The organism is Vibrio sp. 2-2(8) (assembly GCF_963888495.1).
Lineage (GTDB): Bacteria > Pseudomonadota > Gammaproteobacteria > Enterobacterales > Vibrionaceae > Vibrio > Vibrio anguillarum.
Genome location: NZ_CAWPJM010000033.1, coordinates 65602 through 81374, shown reverse-complemented (window position 1 = coordinate 81374; position 15773 = coordinate 65602). Strand labels below are relative to the sequence as shown.

Here is a 15773-nt window from a genome sequence, read left to right as displayed (position 1 = left end):
AGGCTCAATTGATTGAGAGTGTGCTAAATCAGAAGACAGCCCAATGAAGAGGGTAATATAAAATCTAGAATTTGGAAGAAAATGAGGGCGGTTTGTTTACGTTACGCCCATTGTAATACGGCATATAATTGAACGTATTTTCGGACTAGTTGCTGGTTTTTAGAGCGTTTTAAAGGATGGCTAAATTTAATATAACAAGGGCTAATTTGAAAACGGTTCTCTAAAGATTGAGTTAGCAATGAGTCACTTTCATACAGCGTGATACCTTGTGCGAGGTATTGATCTATTTCATCGGGTAATTGCCCTGTCCACCAATGAAGTAACTCGCGACTTTTTTGGCTACGACTGATCCAGTGATCGGTCAGTAATAACAGTAAATCATTCGGTTGAATCGCGTAAGCGTACTCATATTTCCACTGCGCAATGTCTTGCATCAACTTTTCTCGACAGGTTTTACCAGCACTGACCATATGGTGAGTCAGGATCCATACTGTTCCTGCATCACTGCTCACTCGGTAGTGGTGTGGCATGTCTCGCTGAGGGATTGATTCAATAACAGAATAGTGGCATGGGTGCCCAAATTCACTGAGTGTACGAGCCAACCTGCGAGCAAAAGCTAGTCCTAAGTGATGTTCACTCATTCCTTGGTTGTGTATGGTGGGGTAGTGCTTTTCACAAAGTTTTAGACAGTCAGCTTGAAATTCGTTGACGCTTTGCGTGAGTATGTCCAGTAGCAACTCGTTGTTCTCCTTTAATAAAGCCAAGCAAGATTACCACAGTTATCAACAAGCACGAGCAGCAAATGGCGAGTTCTTGATCTTTCACACTATTCTTCTAATACGAGCATTCTACAGGTGTTAAACCCTTATGATTTGAAGCTACCGTTGTTTCAAGTTGTTTGAGCCTAAGTCGTGGTTATCTATATCCACAATAAGTTCCTTCAGTTTTTTCGAATAACTCAATCAGTACTAAAGTATGTCCACAATGTAAAGTATGGTAAATACTGTGTTAATAATTTAGGCTAGAATATAGATTCAATTCACTTTGTTGCTGTTTCACTTGCTGGTTTAGAAAATTTATGACAACTGAAGTTAAAAATTACAACTTAGTCACGCGTCTTATCCATTGGTTATCCGCACTCGTTATCATCGGTATGTTTGGTGCTGGGATCTGGATGGTTGAGTTAACCTATTACAGTCAATGGTATAACACCGCGCCACATTGGCATAAATCTGTCGGTTTGTTGCTGCTCGCGGTCACCCTGTTCCGCATACTATGGAAGTTGGTGAGTGTCTCTCCTGCCATTGGTGGCGGCCACTATGAGCGCATTGCGGCTAAAGCGGCGCACGGATTAATGTATTTATTATTGATGACGCTGTTTGTATCAGGCTATTTGATCTCAACAGAAGATGGCCGAGGGATTGATGTTTTCAATTGGTTTACTGTACCAAGTATGGGCTTGTTGTTTGAAGGACAAGCCGATCTCTCTGGTACGGTTCACTTTTACGCAGCTTGGACGCTGATTATTTTAGCAGGCGTGCACGCTGTTGCCGCACTCAAGCACCATTTTATTGATAAAGACGATACGCTACGAAAAATGATAGGAGCTTCTAAATGAAGAAAACGTTACTTGCTACTGGATTGGCTTTCGCAACACTCATGCCGCTAGGTGCAAACGCTGCTGACTATGTTATAGATACCAAAGGTGCGCATGCTTCAATTAACTTTAAAGTCAGCCATCTTGGTTATAGCTTTACCAAGGGCCGCTTTAACAAGTTTGATGGTGAGTTTTCCTACGATCCTAACGACCTTGCAAGCTCAAAAGTGAAAGTTAATGTGGATACTCGCAGCTTGGACAGTAACCATGCTGAACGTGATAAACATATTCGTAGTGCTGATTTCATTGATGCATCAAAATATTCACAAGCCACGTTTACCAGTACTCAAGTGGTTGATAAAGGGAATGGTAAACTAGAAGTGCTCGGTGATCTTACTCTGCATGGTCAAACCAAACCCATTACTATTGATGCAGAATTTATTGGTGCAGGTAAAGACCCATGGGGTGGCCAACGCGCTGGTTTTTCGGGGACAACACGTATCGAACTCGCGGATTTCAATATTGCAGTAATGGGCGCTTCAAGCTATGTCGATATGGAACTCTATGTTGAAGGAATACAAAAGTAATCCACATCTTGTTATGCTTTAAGCAAACATGAATAAAAGGGTCTAACTCTAGACCCTTTTCACTAACTCTCGCTATATTTTATCTCTATACATTGGCTAACTGACGGATTTCTGAGTCTGGAATTCGGCGACCGCGTTGTCCATGTCGTTTGCTTGTTTGGAAACGATATCGACTTCAATCAAACACTGTTTGGCTGAGTGCATATTATTATCAGAGATAGAGTTAAGTTCGGTGATCGATTCACTGACTTGGTTCATCACAATGCCTTGTTCTTCAATTGCAGAGGCGATTCGCTCAGAGTTACTTTGTATCATTTCCATGTCAGAGAGAATCTGACGTAAACTATTATCCAGTTCTCCTGAAGCCGTTAGCGTCGCATGGCCTTGAGTATTGCATTGTGCAATATCAGTGACAACGGTGCTCATTTGGCTTTGAATTGCAGAAACGACATTGGTGATCTCTTCCGTTGACTGATGCGTGCGGCTGGCAAGTGCGCGGACTTCATCGGCGACCACAGCAAAGCCTCTTCCTTGTTCTCCGGCGCGAGCGGCTTCAATCGCGGCATTTAATGCCAGTAAATTGGTCTGCTCTGCGATACCTTGAATGATGTTAACAGCACCGCCAATTTGTTCGACATGCTTGTTCAATGAGGCGATGGAGATTTGACTTTTTTCCAATGTTCGTGAGAGTTCATCGACATTTTTTACCGTTGATTCCACCACCAAACGCCCTTGCTGAGCATTGTGCGCGGCTTTGTGTACACCTTCTACCGCTACACTGGTACTTTCTGAAATTTCGCTGATGGTGGACACCATTTCTTGAACGGCCGTTGCCATTGTCGTGGTGTGGTCAGCCTGAACGTGAAACTGTTCAATCACATCTTCTAATTCGTTATGCATACTTGATGTACTGTTCGATAGCTGGTGAGACTTTGTTTGAGAGCCAGCGATAAGAGTTTCGAACTTATCGAGTAAGGTATTAAAATAAGTTGCGATCGATACCAACTCGTTGCGGCCAGTCAGCTCAACACGCAAACTGATGTTGTTGCTGTTTGAAATCATTTGCATTACTGACAACAACTTACTCACTTGCACGTTAATGGAGCGCGCTATTTGGAGAATAAATCCAAGGATTAGCACGATCACTAACGCACTGAGCCCTTGTTTCACATAGTTAAGTTCTTGCTCAATACTTGTAATCTCTTTATTTAACACTTCAGAAAAGGTAACAAACTGTTGTTCAACATTATGAGAAAGGTTACGTACTTCACCAAGTAGCCCTTGATTATATTTCAAACCAATCACTTTTTTCTGATCGACAAGCTGTTGGGCGGCCTGTGCTAATGCCGGAAAACGGTTAGTCACTGTGCTGTTTTGCAGCTCTCCAACCTGCACGCTTTGATCAAACGCCATCAGCTCTAAAAGTAATGCATCATCAGCATTAGGTTTTATGGTTTCCAATGCTTGTAAATAAGTGGCTAAAAGGCCGGATTTTTCATTTAATCCGTATAGGCTATAAGCCTGCACCAATTTTTCAAAACCTTGTTTATAAGCCAAAAGATCTTGTCGGAGTTGGCTACTAGAGGGGAGATCTCGATCTAACAGGATGAGGGAAAGTTGCTGTTCCAGATCTAAAAAAAGAGTGCTGTTTTTTTTAAAGGTTTCAAGGTATTTCACGTCGCTTCGCAGAAGAAAATCTTTCTCATTACGCCGCAAATTGAGCAGTCTAATTTCAAGTTTATCGACTAAGTTAATGGCTTGATTGAGCGTTTCGGTGGTTTGGGAAAAATGTGTGGTAGTGGCTAACATTACCAGAACCCCGATAACCGCAATAGCACCCAGTGAATATAATTTTTGTTTGATACTCATGAGATTATACACCTAAGTAAAATGACAATAATTGATGAAAATGTAATTATTAGTATGTTTAATTAGAATGTTAGGATTAAATGAAGCGTATATCAATGAACGCAAAAATATAAATTACATTCATTATCGTGACACAATATTGGAACTTTTATTTTGTTGATTCCCATAGAATTTGTTAGAGGCGCTCTGTAAACATGATTGAATTAGAAAATTACCAAGGACTTATTTTTGATATGGATGGTACGTTGCTTGACACCATGCCAGCGCATTTAGAGGCTTGGTCAAAAACAGCGCAACATTTTCGTTTCCCATTCTCAGAACAGTGGTTGCACAGTTTAGGTGGCATGCCTAGCGCTAAAATCGTTTCACAAATCAATAAGCTGCACGATCTCAAATTGGTGCCAGAGCTGGTCGCTCAATTTAAAATGGCGGCATTTTCTTCTATCGAAAATAGTGGCGAGGTAATTTCTTGTACTCATGAAGTTGTTGAGCAGTTTTATGGTAAAAAGAAGCTTGCGGTTGGGACTGGAAGCCAAAGGCAAAGTGCACTCGCATTGCTTAAAAAGTCTGGGCTATTAAATCGCTTTGATGCTGTAGTAACGGCGTCTGATGTTGAAAACCATAAGCCGAATCCAGATACATTTTTGCGTGCAGCCTTTTTATTAGATCTCGAACCTAAGCATTGTGTGGTATTTGAAGATACTCATTTGGGTAAACAAGCCGCTCACGCTGGAGGAATGGATTGTGTGATGGTAGAGGAAGGAAAACTGGTGTTTTATCCGGTCCCTTCTCAAGAATAGAGCCGCGTAATGCGGCTCAACACCGCTTTACTGGATTTCAATTAATTCCACATCAAAAATCAGTACGGATGCAGGTGGGATAGGGCCGCTGCCACTTTTGCCATAACCTAAATTACTGGGTATGAACAGGCGCATTTTTTGTCCTTCCACCATCAGTTGTAGACCTTCCTGCCAGCCTTGAATCACCTGCTTCAAACCAAACACAATCGGGTCGTTACGTTCAACTGAGCTATCAAACACCGAACCGTCAAGTAAAGTACCGTGATAATGCACTTTTACACGACTGTTGGCTTTCGGATGAACGGTGCCAGTACCTTGTTGGAGTACGAGATATTGTAGGCCACTTTCGGTTGTTATCACGCCATCTTGCTGAGTATTTTCAGCCAAAAACGCTTGGCCTTTAGCAAAATTTTCATCGGCAATTTTGTGGTTATTCCACGTACGATAGATGAAAAAGCCAGCCAGTAAAAAAATAATAATTGGAAATACAAATTTAGACATATTTTTAAAGCCTTGTGGATTAGGGGTGAGTCAATAAATATGAGATGGTATTCGCGATATCTGCTGCATCTTTATGACCGGAGGTGATGACTAAATATTTGCCTTTCACAATAAAGGTTGGAACGGCATTGATCTGGCCTTTTACTGAAATATCATCAGCGAGCTGAATCTCTTGGAATAACTGTTTTTGCTGCTCATCATCTAACGAATACGGGCTGATTAGCCCTCGTTGGCTGAAGGCCAAATCAATCGCTTCTTTACGCTCACTTAACGTTACTTCTTCGTCCATTTGCACGACCGAAAATAGCTGTTCCATCATGGCATGATCGGGAATTGCTCCCAGTTGCATCACGGCTGAATAGTAAATCATGGCTCCAATCTGTGCGCCTTCGTTAAAGGTGACATGCAGTTTACCAAATGTTTCGCCTGTTATTTTCTCTAGCTCTGGGATGACCTTTTCCATTGAACGACAGTGTCCGCAAGTCAGCGAAAACACTTCCGTGACGGCTGGCAGGCGGTATGTTGCAAGACTTACGGGAAGCTCATCATATTGTTTCCCTTTTTGTGGCGTAGTGTTGTCACCGCAGCCTGCTAGAATCAGTAGTGTTGTGATGAGAGCCAACCAATAGCGTGTGTTTTTTTTCATAACGAGTATTGAGTTAAAAAAGAATACTCGAATTCTAACGGCTTACCGTGACAAGGAAAACAGAAACAACCACGAAATTGCTACCAAATATATATAAAGTTTTACAGTCTTGGCCGATACAGTTTAGGTAGTAAGAGAATGGAGTGATGCTTGAATGAAGTATTTAGCCTTACCGTTATTGATGTTGTTAACGGGGTGTGGAACATTAGCCACCGCAGATCGAATGTTTAGCGACAATCTATTGGATGCAGCGCCAAAAGGTGATTTTGACGTGCTCTACCCTGAATGGGGCTATGCGCCGAAGATTGCTTCAACAGGTGTTCAAGGCCCGATGGGACAGCAGCGCGTGAGTAGCTATGATTCTTTGCAAAGTTTTTTATTGAAGAATGGCGTTGATTACGAGGTTCTCCCGGGTAACCACATTATGGTTAAATTGAAAGATACGGTGAAATTTGAAACGGGCTCGTCCACCGTCTCCTCTGGCTCTGGTGACTGGCTTACTATGATGGGACGTTATTTAGCCTCAGAACCCGGTATTGATATTGTGATTGATGGCCATACGGACAGTAGTGGAGCGCCCACTTTTAATGATGGTTTGTCTGAACGTCGAGCGAAAGCGGTAAAGAACACTTTAGTGAAAAGTAATGTGGCGATGGACTCTATTTTTACCCGTGGATATGGTGAATACGTTCCGGCTTGTACGAATAAAACCAATGCAGGTAAAGCATGTAACCGTCGTGTGGAAGTGTTATTTATTGTTTCCAATAATTAAGTTATGCCTTTTGGTGGCGTGCCTTTTAAGTGATGTATTTCTTTTCACACGCGACAAGATCAAAAAAGCCCAGCGAATGACTCGCTGGGCTTTTGCATTAAAAATAAGAAGGCTTAAGCAAGCAGCTCTTGTGCTTGTTTCACCACGTTTTCAGTTGTAAAGCCGAACATTTTAAACAGTTGATCCGCCGGTGCTGACTCACCAAAGGTAGTCATACCGATGATCTTGCCGCCAAAACCAACGTACTTGTACCAGAAGTCGGCGATACCTGCTTCAATTGCAATACGCTTAGTCACGGCTGCTGGTAGTACGGCTTCGCGGTAGGCTGCGTCTTGTTTATCAAACGCATCGGTCGATGGCATCGAAACTACGCGCACTTTCTTACCTTCGGCTGTAAGTTGCTCTGCGGCTTTTACCGCCAGTTCAACTTCAGAGCCAGTGGCAATCAGGATAAGCTCAGGCTGACCCGCGCACTCTTTTAGGATGTAACCACCTTTCGCGATATCCGCAACTTGCGTTTCACTGCGTGGTTGCTGCGCTAGGTTTTGACGAGAGAAAATCAGCGCTGATGGGCCATCTTTACGCTCAATCGCCAACTTCCATGCGACGGCTGATTCCACTTGGTCACACGGACGCCATGTGCTCATGTTTGGTGTCAAACGCAGTGAAGCCACTTGCTCAACCGGTTGATGGGTTGGGCCATCTTCACCCAAGCCAATCGAGTCATGAGTGTAGACTTGGATGTTCTGAATCTTCATCAGCGCGGCCATTCGCATTGCATTACGGGCGTATTCCATAAACATCAGGAAGGTTGCGCCGTAAGGAACGAAGCCACCGTGCAGCGCGATACCATTCATGATGGCAGTCATACCGAATTCACGCACACCATAGTGAATGTAGTTACCCGAGAAATCTTCCGCCGTGAGCGATTGAGAGCCCGACCACATGGTGAGGTTAGACGGTGCCAAGTCTGCCGAGCCGCCCATAAATTCTGGCAGCATTTTACCAAACGCTTCCAGCGCATTTTGTGACGCTTTACGTGACGCAATATTGGCTGGGTTAGCTTGAAGGTCAGCGATAATTTGACTCGCTTTCGCTTCCCATTCTGCTGGCAACTCGCCATTTACGCGGCGTTTGAACTCAGCGGCTTCGGCTGGGTAAGCGGCGGCGTAGGCTTCAAACTTGGCGTTCCAATCGGTTTCTTTCGCTTGGCCAGCTTCTTTGGCATCCCACTGCGCGTAAATATCGCTAGGGATGTGGAAAGGTGCATGCGGCCAACCCAGGAATTCACGCGCTGCTTTGATTTCTTCAGCGCCTAAAGGGGCACCGTGACAGTCGTGTGAGCCCGCTTTATTTGGCGAACCAAAACCGATGATGGTTTTGGTGCAAATCAAGGTTGGACGAGGGTCTGCTTTCGCAGCCTCAATCGCGGCATTAATCGCTTCAGCGTTATGGCCATCAACCGCAGCAATAACATGCCAGCCGTACGCTTCAAAACGTTTTGGCGTGTCATCAGAGAACCAGCCTTCCACATGACCATCGATAGAGATGCCGTTGTCATCCCAAAACGCAATCAGTTTGCCAAGGCCCAGTGTGCCCGCCAGAGAACACGCCTCGTGCGAGATGCCTTCCATCAAACAACCATCACCCATGAACACATAAGTGAAGTGGTCAACGATGTCGTGACCCGGTTTGTTGAACTGCGCCGCCAGTGCTTTTTCAGCCATCGCCATGCCGACCGCATTGGTAATACCTTGGCCTAGTGGGCCCGTGGTGGTTTCAATGCCCGGCGCGTAACCGTATTCTGGGTGACCCGGTGTTTTTGAGTGTAATTGACGGAAGTTTTTCAAATCATCAATCGACAGCGCGTAACCGCTCAGGTGCAATAAAGAGTAAATCAGCATTGAGCCGTGGCCGTTTGACAGCACAAAACGGTCGCGGTCAGCCCATTGTGGGTTTTGTGGGTTATGGTTTAAGTGGCTACGCCAAAGCACTTCAGCGATATCCGCCATACCCATCGGTGCACCAGGGTGACCAGAGTTAGCTTGTTGAACACCGTCCATACTAAGAGCACGGATGGCATTGGCTAATTGTTTACGTTCCATAATAATTACCGACAAATAATAGAGTTAGAAAGGAAAGGGGAACGTTAATCGTTCCCCAAATTTTAATTCGTAAGTGGATTACAACTTGGCTGCAATCATGACTTCAAGTTTGCCTTGGTCAATGGCAAAGTTACGGATGCCTTCCGCTAATTTTTCTACGGCCATTGGGTCTTGGTTATGTTCCCATAGGAACTCTGCATGGGTCATTGCTGCAGGGCGTTCTTTGTTACCTTGAGAGTCAACCAGTCTTTCAACCACTTCACCTTCAGCTGCTTCGAGTTCTGCCAGTAAAGAAGGGGCAATAGTCAAACGATCACAGCCTGCTAGCTCTAAAATTTCACCGATATTACGGAAGCTTGCGCCCATCACGACTGTCTTGTAGCCATGTTCTTTGTAGTAATTGTAAATAGCAGTCACGGACAATACACCAGGATCTTCTTGCGGTGCAAAATCACGGCCTTCTTTGGCTTTATACCAATCCATAATGCGGCCGACGAATGGAGAAATCAGGAATACGCCTGCTTCTGCACACGCGCGTGCTTGAGCAAAGGAGAATAATAGAGTCAGGTTACAGTTGATGCCTTCTTTTTCAAGGATCTCTGCTGCGCGAATACCTTCCCAAGTTGAAGCCAGCTTGATCAAAATACGGTCGTTAGTAATGCCAGCATCGTTGTACATTTTGATCAGTTGGCGCGCTTTTGTCACGCTACCTTCCATATCATAAGAGAGGCGAGCATCGACCTCGGTAGAAATACGGCCCGGAATCGTTTTTAGGATCTCTTTACCGATATTGACAGCAAGCATGTCACAAGTATCTTGAACTTGTTGAGCCTTGTCTGAGCTCTGTGTTTTTGCGTATGCGATAGAAGCATCAATCAGTGGCGCGTATTCTGCAATTTGAGCCGCTTTAAGAATGAGAGATGGGTTAGTGGTCGCATCTTCTGGTTGGTATTTTTTGATTGCGTCAATTTCACCAGTGTCAGCAACAACAGTCGTCATTTTACGAAGTTGCTCTAATTTATTGCTCATATCGATCATCCTATTTCTTTGGGCCAAGCCAGATTTTGAGTTTGCTGGGCATTTGCAAGCGGGTTAGCAATCACATAATCATGTCTTACACATGCCAGAAAAGCTAACTCAATTATTTCCAGCGACCGAACATTTGCGTTGAACATTTGCTCGATCGTTGAGTAAATGATGTAGCCATATTTATCTTATCCACTGGGAAAGTCAATCGCTGTTCTGAGGTTATAGTGATATCAATCAACTATTTTTTTGTGAATTAATCTAAGCACTGGTAAATAAACGTTTGCTTAGATTTATCAAGGGTTGAAAGCGAACGTTACTGTGCATTGATTAGAGTGAGAAAATGTAATTTCTGTGAGCAAATGTTGCAAAGTAAATGAGGCTTAACCTATGCTAGGTCAATGAGCAAATGCTCAATTGTCGTTATTCTGCGCACAATATTGACCATGAGATCCCGTATGACCACTCCCAATCAAGACATTTCTATCGAAAATACTGACTTATTAACTGAAATTTCAGTGGCTTATTACCAAGATGGTGCAACTCAAGAAGAAATTTCGAAAAAGTTTTCTCTTTCACGAGCCAAAGTAGGACGAATGCTTAAACAGGCACGCGATGAAGGGATTGTCGAAATTACGGTGAAATATCACCCTGTTTTTAGTGCCAAAATTGAGCAGCGACTGATTGAACGCTTTGGCGTAAAACGTGCGCTGGTTGCACTTGACCAACCTAGCGAAGAGTTGCAGCGCCAACAAGTGGCGGGGTTGGTTTCCAATTACCTGACCAGTACGCTAAAAAACGGCATGGTTGTGACCGTTGGTCAAGGCCGAAATGTATCGGCCGTTGCGCATCATATTGGCGTGATCACACCACGAGAGTGTAAGTTTGTCTGTAGTATTGGTGGCATTCACCCAAGAGGTGGGATGTTTAATGCGGATCATATCTGTCGGCAACTGGCCAAAAAATACGGTGGAAGCTCTGAAACGCTTTATGCGCCTGCCTATGCTGAAAATCGCGAACAAAAATTGGCGTTTATGCAAAATGCAACCGTCAAACAAACCTTAGATTTAGCACGTAAGGCAGACATTGCGTTAGTGGGTATCGGGGATATGAGTGAAAACAGCTATATGGTCGATCTCGGTTGGTTTACCGCCGATGAAGTGGTGCAGTCGCGTTTACAGCAAGGTGTAGTGGGGGATTTCGCTGGTTATGATTTTTTTGATATCCACGGTAAAGCTGCCAATACGGTGATGAGCGATCGTGTTATTGGGTTAGGGATTGACGAATTTCGACCGATTGCCGAGGTGATCGCTATCGCGGCTGAAAACAGCAAACCTTTAGCGCTGCTTGGGGCGCTACGCACCGGTGCAATTGATGTGATTGCCACCAGCGTAAGCAACGCGTTAACGGTATTGAATTTAGATGAGCAGATACAAACCGTCATTGGTTAGTGGATTCAGGTTAGTGAATTTAGGCTCATAAATTAATCTGCAATAACTGTAACGTGATTTTAAGATCTGAGTTTGGCTCGCATTGGCTGATTATTTTTAAACTTAAAATATATTTCTCTGCTGTATTGACGCAAACCCAAGGAGAAACTTATGAACAAGTTGATGATCGCCCTTCTCGTTGTTGCGTCATTTAACGCCGCTGCAGAGACAACCAAACCCGTCGTGGCGGGCTACTTTGCTGATTGGCAATATGAAAATGAGCAAAACCCCTACACAGTTAAAGATATTCCAGCAGAGAACTTGACTCATGTTATTTACGCCTTTTTGAGTATGTGTGGCCCCCATTCTGGAGCCAGTGAAACCGTACAAAAGCAAATCGCTAAGCAATGTGAAGGAAAAGCACCATTTAGTGCGATTGTTGTTGATACTAAATCCGCACTAGAAAAAGAGTTTGGCGCAGTCGATGTACCAGTTCCTTACAAAGGTCACTTCGCTCAACTTGCACAAATGAAGAAAGACTATCCGACGCTTAAGATTCTGCCTTCATTTGGCGGCTGGACAATGTCTGAACCGTTCCACGCAATGATAAAAGATCCTGCTACGATCAAGCATTTTTCCAAAACAGCGGTTGAACTCATAGAGCAGTACGCCTTTTTTGACGGTATCGATATCGATTGGGAATATCCGGGTGGTGGCGGTTTAACTACTTCGCCTTGGAATCCGGATACGAAATTAACCGACGAACAAAAAGAAGCAGAAAAACAGGCCTATACCGAGCTGATGAAAACATTACGTGCTGATTTGGATGCGTTGAGTAAAAAGACGGCTCGCCACTATGAACTTTCTACTGCTGTTGGTGTTGGAGCGAAAGCGGCTCAGATAGATTGGCCCGCCGTATCCCCTTATTTAACCAATATGTTTGCGATGACTTATGATTTTCTGGGTGGTTGGGGAACGCAAACGGGCCATTTAACCAATTTACATGCGACGGATCGCAGTTGGTGGGGAATGGGAGCCGATGTGTTTATCAATCAAATGATCGAATTGGGTATACCAAGCGAGAAATTGGTTATCGGCGCGGCGTTTTATGGACGTGGTTGGCAAGGCACTCAAGATTATGAGGGTGGTTTGCCTACGGCTGATCTTGTGTCTGAGCAGGGAGCGCCGTTTGGGACCGGTGAAAATGGCTATTTCATGTTCTGGGATTTGATGAAAAATTATCGCGCGGCACAAGGGTATCAATATGGTTACGATCAAGAATCGCAAGCACCATATTTATGGAATGCAGAAAAGAAAGTATTTATCTCGTATGAAGATGAACGTTCAGTGCGCGCCAAAGCCAAATGGGCAAAATCAGCGAAGCTAGGGGGAATTTTCACATGGGAACTTTCAGGTGATCCTTCAAATGAATTGATCAAAGCAATGGCTGATGAGTTGAAATAACACGCTTTGTAAAACATGATCAAATCCCCACAATGATGGGGATTTGATTCAGAGACTAAAGCTCAATAGGCAGCTCAGTGCGTTGCCCCCATTCTGTCCACGAACCATCGTAAACGCACAGTTTTTCGTAGCCGCAAATTTGCGCAGCCAGCAGCACAATGCAGGCGGTTACGCCTGAGCCACAACTGAAAATGTATTGCTCTTTTCCAGCAGTCAGCGTTGCTTGCATAATAGGTTGTAGATCTTGCGGTGATTTAAGCTTATGCCCATTCATCAACTCTGTAAAAGGTAAGCAAATAGAGTGAGGAATATGGCCGCTGCGCACGCCTTCTCTTGGTTCTTTTATTTGACCCAAAAAACGAGCTTGTGAACGGGCATCAACAGTTAAGCTCTCTGGGTTCTCTATTTGTGCAAGCACATAGTCTGCGTTCACAAAATAGCGAGGATCGAGCGTGCCATGGAAGTTTCCGTGTTTAAAGGCATGTGTGTACTCTTTTACAACGGGTAAACCTTGGCGTTTCCATTCGGTTAATCCACCATCAAGAACGTATACCGACGCATGTCCCATCGCTTTGAGCATCCACCATGCCCTCGGTGATGCAAACGTCCCGCTATTGTCATAGACAACGACGATCGAAGCGTGGTTTAAACCGATCGATTGTGCTAATTGGTTAAAGCGATCTTCACTAGGCATCATATGAGGTAGTGGCGATTGTAGGTCACAAAATTCACCATCATAATCAAAGCGCCGAGCGCCGGGAATGTTATGCAGAGTATCTTTCTCAGTTTCACTGGGAATTTGGAATTCAATACTGCAATCAAGAATAACGGTGCGCGGGTCGCCTAACTTTTGTGCTAGCCATTGGGGGGAGACGAGTGGTGACATGAGTTTAACTCTCCTATTGTGTGGGCTGACGCGGTGGACGAACGAGAAAGACAGTATTGAGTCTTTGTCTTTCATTTACTGGCAAGTCTGGCAGTGAGCGAGTTTGCTTAAGTTCATTTCTCTCCACGTCATTGAAAGGGCGTCCAACATCAAAATTTTGCCTTGTTTTACCTGCCCATATTGGGCGATCACTTTGATCGCTTCCATCGCTTGTACCGCGCCAATAATCCCGACGACAGGAGCCATTACGCCCGCTTCGACGCAAGTGAGTACGTTACTACCAAAAAGAGCGCTTAAACATTGGTAACAGGGCTCGTCTGGGTGCTGATACATAAACACGCTGACTTGCCCTTCCATACGAATCGCCGCACCAGATACCAGTGGTGTTTTAGTTTGAAAGCAGAGTTTATTCAATTGGTTACGAGTATCAAGGTTATCTGATGCATCCAGCACCAAAGAATGCTGTTCAATTAATGCTTTCAATTGTGCATCTTCAAGGCGTTGATCAACGGTATTTACCGTTAAATACGGGTTAAGCATACGCAGTGACTCTGCCGCTGAGTCTACTTTTTTACGTCCAATATCGGCATCACTATGCAGCACTTGGCGCTGTAAATTAGAGAGCTCAACCACATCATCATCGATGAGCGTGAGTGAACCAACACCTGCCGTGGCAAGGTATTGGCTTGCAGCGCAGCCCAATCCTCCTGCGCCAAGAATTAAAATAGAGCTTTGTTTAAGTGCTTCTTGTCCTTCAAAATCAAACTGTTTGAGAATGATTTGTCGGTTGTAACGAAGTAGCTCTTGATCAGATAGGATCTCCATAGTGATCCTTAATACAAGCTGGGATTAAAAAGTTGGATATTGACGGTTTCGCCCACTTCCACTCGGCCACGATCTTGTTCTAACACCACAAAACAGTTGGCGAGACTCATCGAACGAAATGCCCCCGAACTTTGGTTTCCGGTAGTTTCAACAACAAACTGGCCATTTTCAATTGTGTAAATACCGCGTTGGTAGTCAGTACGGCCCGGTGATTTTTTAAAGGCATTTTTAGTGATGGCTGGAATGGACTCCGGTGCTTTCCAGTGAGTGTGTCCAGCCAATTTAGCCAGCATAGGTTGCACCAAGACGTATAGGGTTAATACGGCTGAAACGGGGTTGCCAGGTAAGCCACAGAACCAAGCATGATCTAATGTTCCAAATGCAAACGGTTTGCCCGGTTTTATTGCCAGTTTCCAAAAACCGATTTCTCCGAGTTCTTGCAAAATATCTTTGGTATAGTCAGCTTCGCCTACACTTACGCCGCCAGAAGTAATAACCACATCGGCCAAATGTTGAGCTTTATCAAAGGTAGCTTTTAAAGTGGCAGGGCAATCAGCAATGATCCCAAGATCAATCGCTTCACAACCAAAATTCTCAATTAATGGTTTAATGCCATAACGATTGCTGTCATAGATTTGCCCCTCAGCAAGAGGTTCACCGAGTGGTTTTAGCTCATCTCCAGTTGAGAAAAAGGCCACTTTGGGTTTACGAAAAACGGTCACATGGCTGATGCCGAGTGTGGCAATCATTGGGATATCACGCGAAGTCAAGCGAGCCCCTTTATGTAGCACTACATCGCCTTGTTTGATGTCATCACCTGTGGGGCGAATATTTTGCTGAGGCTTTGCATTCGACTGTAGAAAGCAGATGCCATTTTCGTTTTCGGTCGTTTGCTCTTGCATGATCACCGCGTCGCAACCAGCTGGAATTTTCGCGCCAGTCATAATTCTCACGCAACTGTTGGCTGGCCACGGCCCTTCAAATGGAAGACCGGCAAAAGATTTACCAGCCAGCGGCAGGGTGGTTGACTGTTGCAGATCAGCTAATCGAATAGCGTATCCATCCATCGCTGAGTTATCGAAAGGCGGCACAAAAATGGGTGAGAGTAACTCTTCGGCCAACACATAGCCTAATGCGTCGGCTAGCGGTAGTTTCAGCGTCGTTTGGATGGGTTTGATATTCGCTAGCATTGTCTCTAACGCTTGTTCGATAGGCATTAAGCCCGGTGAATCACAACAGCCCATGATCGGTTCCTATAGCTTTTT

The 15773-nt window shown here is 44.5% G+C and carries 15 protein-coding genes; 6 read left to right on the top strand and 9 right to left on the bottom strand.

All coding sequences use genetic code 11. The annotated features are described in order from the left end of the window. Positions 1 to 101: 101 nt before the first annotated feature. On the bottom strand, positions 102 to 737 hold the full coding sequence (locus AACV12_RS09625; protein ID WP_026027861.1) for a hypothetical protein: 636 nt from the start codon (positions 735 to 737) through the stop codon (positions 102 to 104). 341 nt (positions 738 to 1078) lie between these two features. On the opposite strand from AACV12_RS09625, the gene AACV12_RS09620 reads away from it, so the two are divergent. After that, positions 1079 to 1618 carry a cytochrome b gene (locus tag AACV12_RS09620; RefSeq protein ID WP_017047204.1) on the top strand — a complete coding sequence of 180 codons (540 nt, stop codon included), beginning with the start codon at positions 1079 to 1081 and terminating at the stop codon, positions 1616 to 1618. After that, positions 1615 to 2184 carry a YceI family protein gene (locus tag AACV12_RS09615; protein ID WP_013867851.1) on the top strand — a complete coding sequence of 190 codons (570 nt, stop codon included), beginning with the start codon at positions 1615 to 1617 and terminating at the stop codon, positions 2182 to 2184. The genes AACV12_RS09620 and AACV12_RS09615 overlap by 4 nt, the downstream gene beginning before the upstream one ends. 96 nt (positions 2185 to 2280) lie before the next feature. Here the strand turns inward: AACV12_RS09615 and AACV12_RS09610 are convergent, their stop codons facing one another. Beyond that, on the bottom strand, positions 2281 to 4053 hold the full coding sequence (locus AACV12_RS09610; protein WP_094123417.1) for a methyl-accepting chemotaxis protein: 1773 nt from the start codon (positions 4051 to 4053) through the stop codon (positions 2281 to 2283). Positions 4054 to 4247: 194 nt separating this feature from the next. Here AACV12_RS09610 and AACV12_RS09605 point away from each other — a divergent pair, with 194 nt between their 5' ends. Next, positions 4248 to 4853, top strand: a complete 606-nt coding sequence (locus tag AACV12_RS09605; protein WP_047690369.1) for a beta-phosphoglucomutase family hydrolase — start codon at positions 4248 to 4250, stop codon at positions 4851 to 4853. 27 nt (positions 4854 to 4880) lie between these two features. On the opposite strand, the gene AACV12_RS09600 is transcribed toward AACV12_RS09605, so the two are convergent. Together AACV12_RS09600 and AACV12_RS09595 are read right to left on the bottom strand one after the other, a co-directional pair. Continuing rightward, positions 4881 to 5354: an FKBP-type peptidyl-prolyl cis-trans isomerase gene (locus AACV12_RS09600; protein ID WP_017046439.1), complete on the bottom strand. Its 474-nt coding sequence runs from the start codon at positions 5352 to 5354 to the stop codon at positions 4881 to 4883. Between the two features lie 19 nt (positions 5355 to 5373). Continuing rightward, entirely contained in the window at positions 5374 to 6000 is a 627-nt protein-coding gene (locus AACV12_RS09595) for a thiol:disulfide interchange protein DsbA/DsbL (protein ID WP_096037097.1), read from the bottom strand. A gap of 154 nt (positions 6001 to 6154) precedes the next feature. On the opposite strand from AACV12_RS09595, the gene AACV12_RS09590 reads away from it, so the two are divergent. Beyond that, a complete protein-coding gene (locus AACV12_RS09590; RefSeq protein WP_013867846.1) occupies positions 6155 to 6772 on the top strand; it encodes an OmpA family protein in 618 nt (205 codons plus the stop codon). 113 nt (positions 6773 to 6885) lie between these two features. Here AACV12_RS09590 and tkt read toward each other — a convergent pair whose 3' ends face one another. Further along, on the bottom strand, positions 6886 to 8880 hold the full coding sequence (tkt, locus tag AACV12_RS09585) for a transketolase (protein WP_339377067.1): 1995 nt from the start codon (positions 8878 to 8880) through the stop codon (positions 6886 to 6888). 75 nt (positions 8881 to 8955) lie between these two features. After that, complete coding sequence (tal, locus tag AACV12_RS09580; RefSeq protein ID WP_170900241.1) at positions 8956 to 9906, bottom strand: transaldolase; 951 nt, start codon at positions 9904 to 9906, stop codon at positions 8956 to 8958. Between the two features lie 455 nt (positions 9907 to 10361). Here tal and AACV12_RS09575 point away from each other — a divergent pair, with 455 nt between their 5' ends. Together AACV12_RS09575 and AACV12_RS09570 are read left to right on the top strand one after the other, a co-directional pair. Continuing rightward, on the top strand, positions 10362 to 11354 hold the full coding sequence (locus AACV12_RS09575; RefSeq protein WP_013867843.1) for a sugar-binding transcriptional regulator: 993 nt from the start codon (positions 10362 to 10364) through the stop codon (positions 11352 to 11354). A gap of 162 nt (positions 11355 to 11516) precedes the next feature. Next, on the top strand, positions 11517 to 12797 hold the full coding sequence (locus AACV12_RS09570; RefSeq protein WP_374956459.1) for a glycoside hydrolase family 18 protein: 1281 nt from the start codon (positions 11517 to 11519) through the stop codon (positions 12795 to 12797). A gap of 55 nt (positions 12798 to 12852) precedes the next feature. On the opposite strand, the gene AACV12_RS09565 is transcribed toward AACV12_RS09570, so the two are convergent. The 3 genes from AACV12_RS09565 to moeA form a co-directional block, all read right to left on the bottom strand. Then, positions 12853 to 13683: a sulfurtransferase gene (locus AACV12_RS09565; RefSeq protein ID WP_170900240.1), complete on the bottom strand. Its 831-nt coding sequence runs from the start codon at positions 13681 to 13683 to the stop codon at positions 12853 to 12855. Positions 13684 to 13758: 75 nt separating this feature from the next. Further along, a complete protein-coding gene (gene moeB / locus AACV12_RS09560; RefSeq protein ID WP_013867840.1) occupies positions 13759 to 14508 on the bottom strand; it encodes a molybdopterin-synthase adenylyltransferase MoeB in 750 nt (249 codons plus the stop codon). Positions 14509 to 14516: 8 nt separating this feature from the next. Continuing rightward, entirely contained in the window at positions 14517 to 15752 is a 1236-nt protein-coding gene (moeA, locus tag AACV12_RS09555) for a molybdopterin molybdotransferase MoeA (protein ID WP_170900239.1), read from the bottom strand. Between the last annotated feature and the right edge of the window lie 21 nt (positions 15753 to 15773).

Bases quoted from the DNA above. Each gene is read 5' to 3' on its own strand.
- AACV12_RS09620 (WP_017047204.1), top strand. From the start codon at position 1,079: ATGACAACTGAAGTTAAAAATTACAACTTAGTCACGCGTCTTATCCAT.
- AACV12_RS09615 (WP_013867851.1), top strand. From the start codon at position 1,615: ATGAAGAAAACGTTACTTGCTACTGGATTGGCTTTCGCAACACTCATG.
- AACV12_RS09610 (WP_094123417.1), bottom strand. From the start codon at position 4,053: ATGAGTATCAAACAAAAATTATATTCACTGGGTGCTATTGCGGTTATC.
- AACV12_RS09605 (WP_047690369.1), top strand. From the start codon at position 4,248: ATGATTGAATTAGAAAATTACCAAGGACTTATTTTTGATATGGATGGT.
- AACV12_RS09600 (WP_017046439.1), bottom strand. From the start codon at position 5,354: ATGTCTAAATTTGTATTTCCAATTATTATTTTTTTACTGGCTGGCTTT.
- AACV12_RS09595 (WP_096037097.1), bottom strand. From the start codon at position 6,000: ATGAAAAAAAACACACGCTATTGGTTGGCTCTCATCACAACACTACTG.
- AACV12_RS09590 (WP_013867846.1), top strand. From the start codon at position 6,155: ATGAAGTATTTAGCCTTACCGTTATTGATGTTGTTAACGGGGTGTGGA.
- tal (WP_170900241.1), bottom strand. From the start codon at position 9,906: ATGAGCAATAAATTAGAGCAACTTCGTAAAATGACGACTGTTGTTGCT.
- AACV12_RS09575 (WP_013867843.1), top strand. From the start codon at position 10,362: ATGACCACTCCCAATCAAGACATTTCTATCGAAAATACTGACTTATTA.
- AACV12_RS09570 (WP_374956459.1), top strand. From the start codon at position 11,517: ATGATCGCCCTTCTCGTTGTTGCGTCATTTAACGCCGCTGCAGAGACA.
- AACV12_RS09565 (WP_170900240.1), bottom strand. From the start codon at position 13,683: ATGTCACCACTCGTCTCCCCCCAATGGCTAGCACAAAAGTTAGGCGAC.
- moeB (WP_013867840.1), bottom strand. From the start codon at position 14,508: ATGGAGATCCTATCTGATCAAGAGCTACTTCGTTACAACCGACAAATC.
- moeA (WP_170900239.1), bottom strand. From the start codon at position 15,752: ATGGGCTGTTGTGATTCACCGGGCTTAATGCCTATCGAACAAGCGTTA.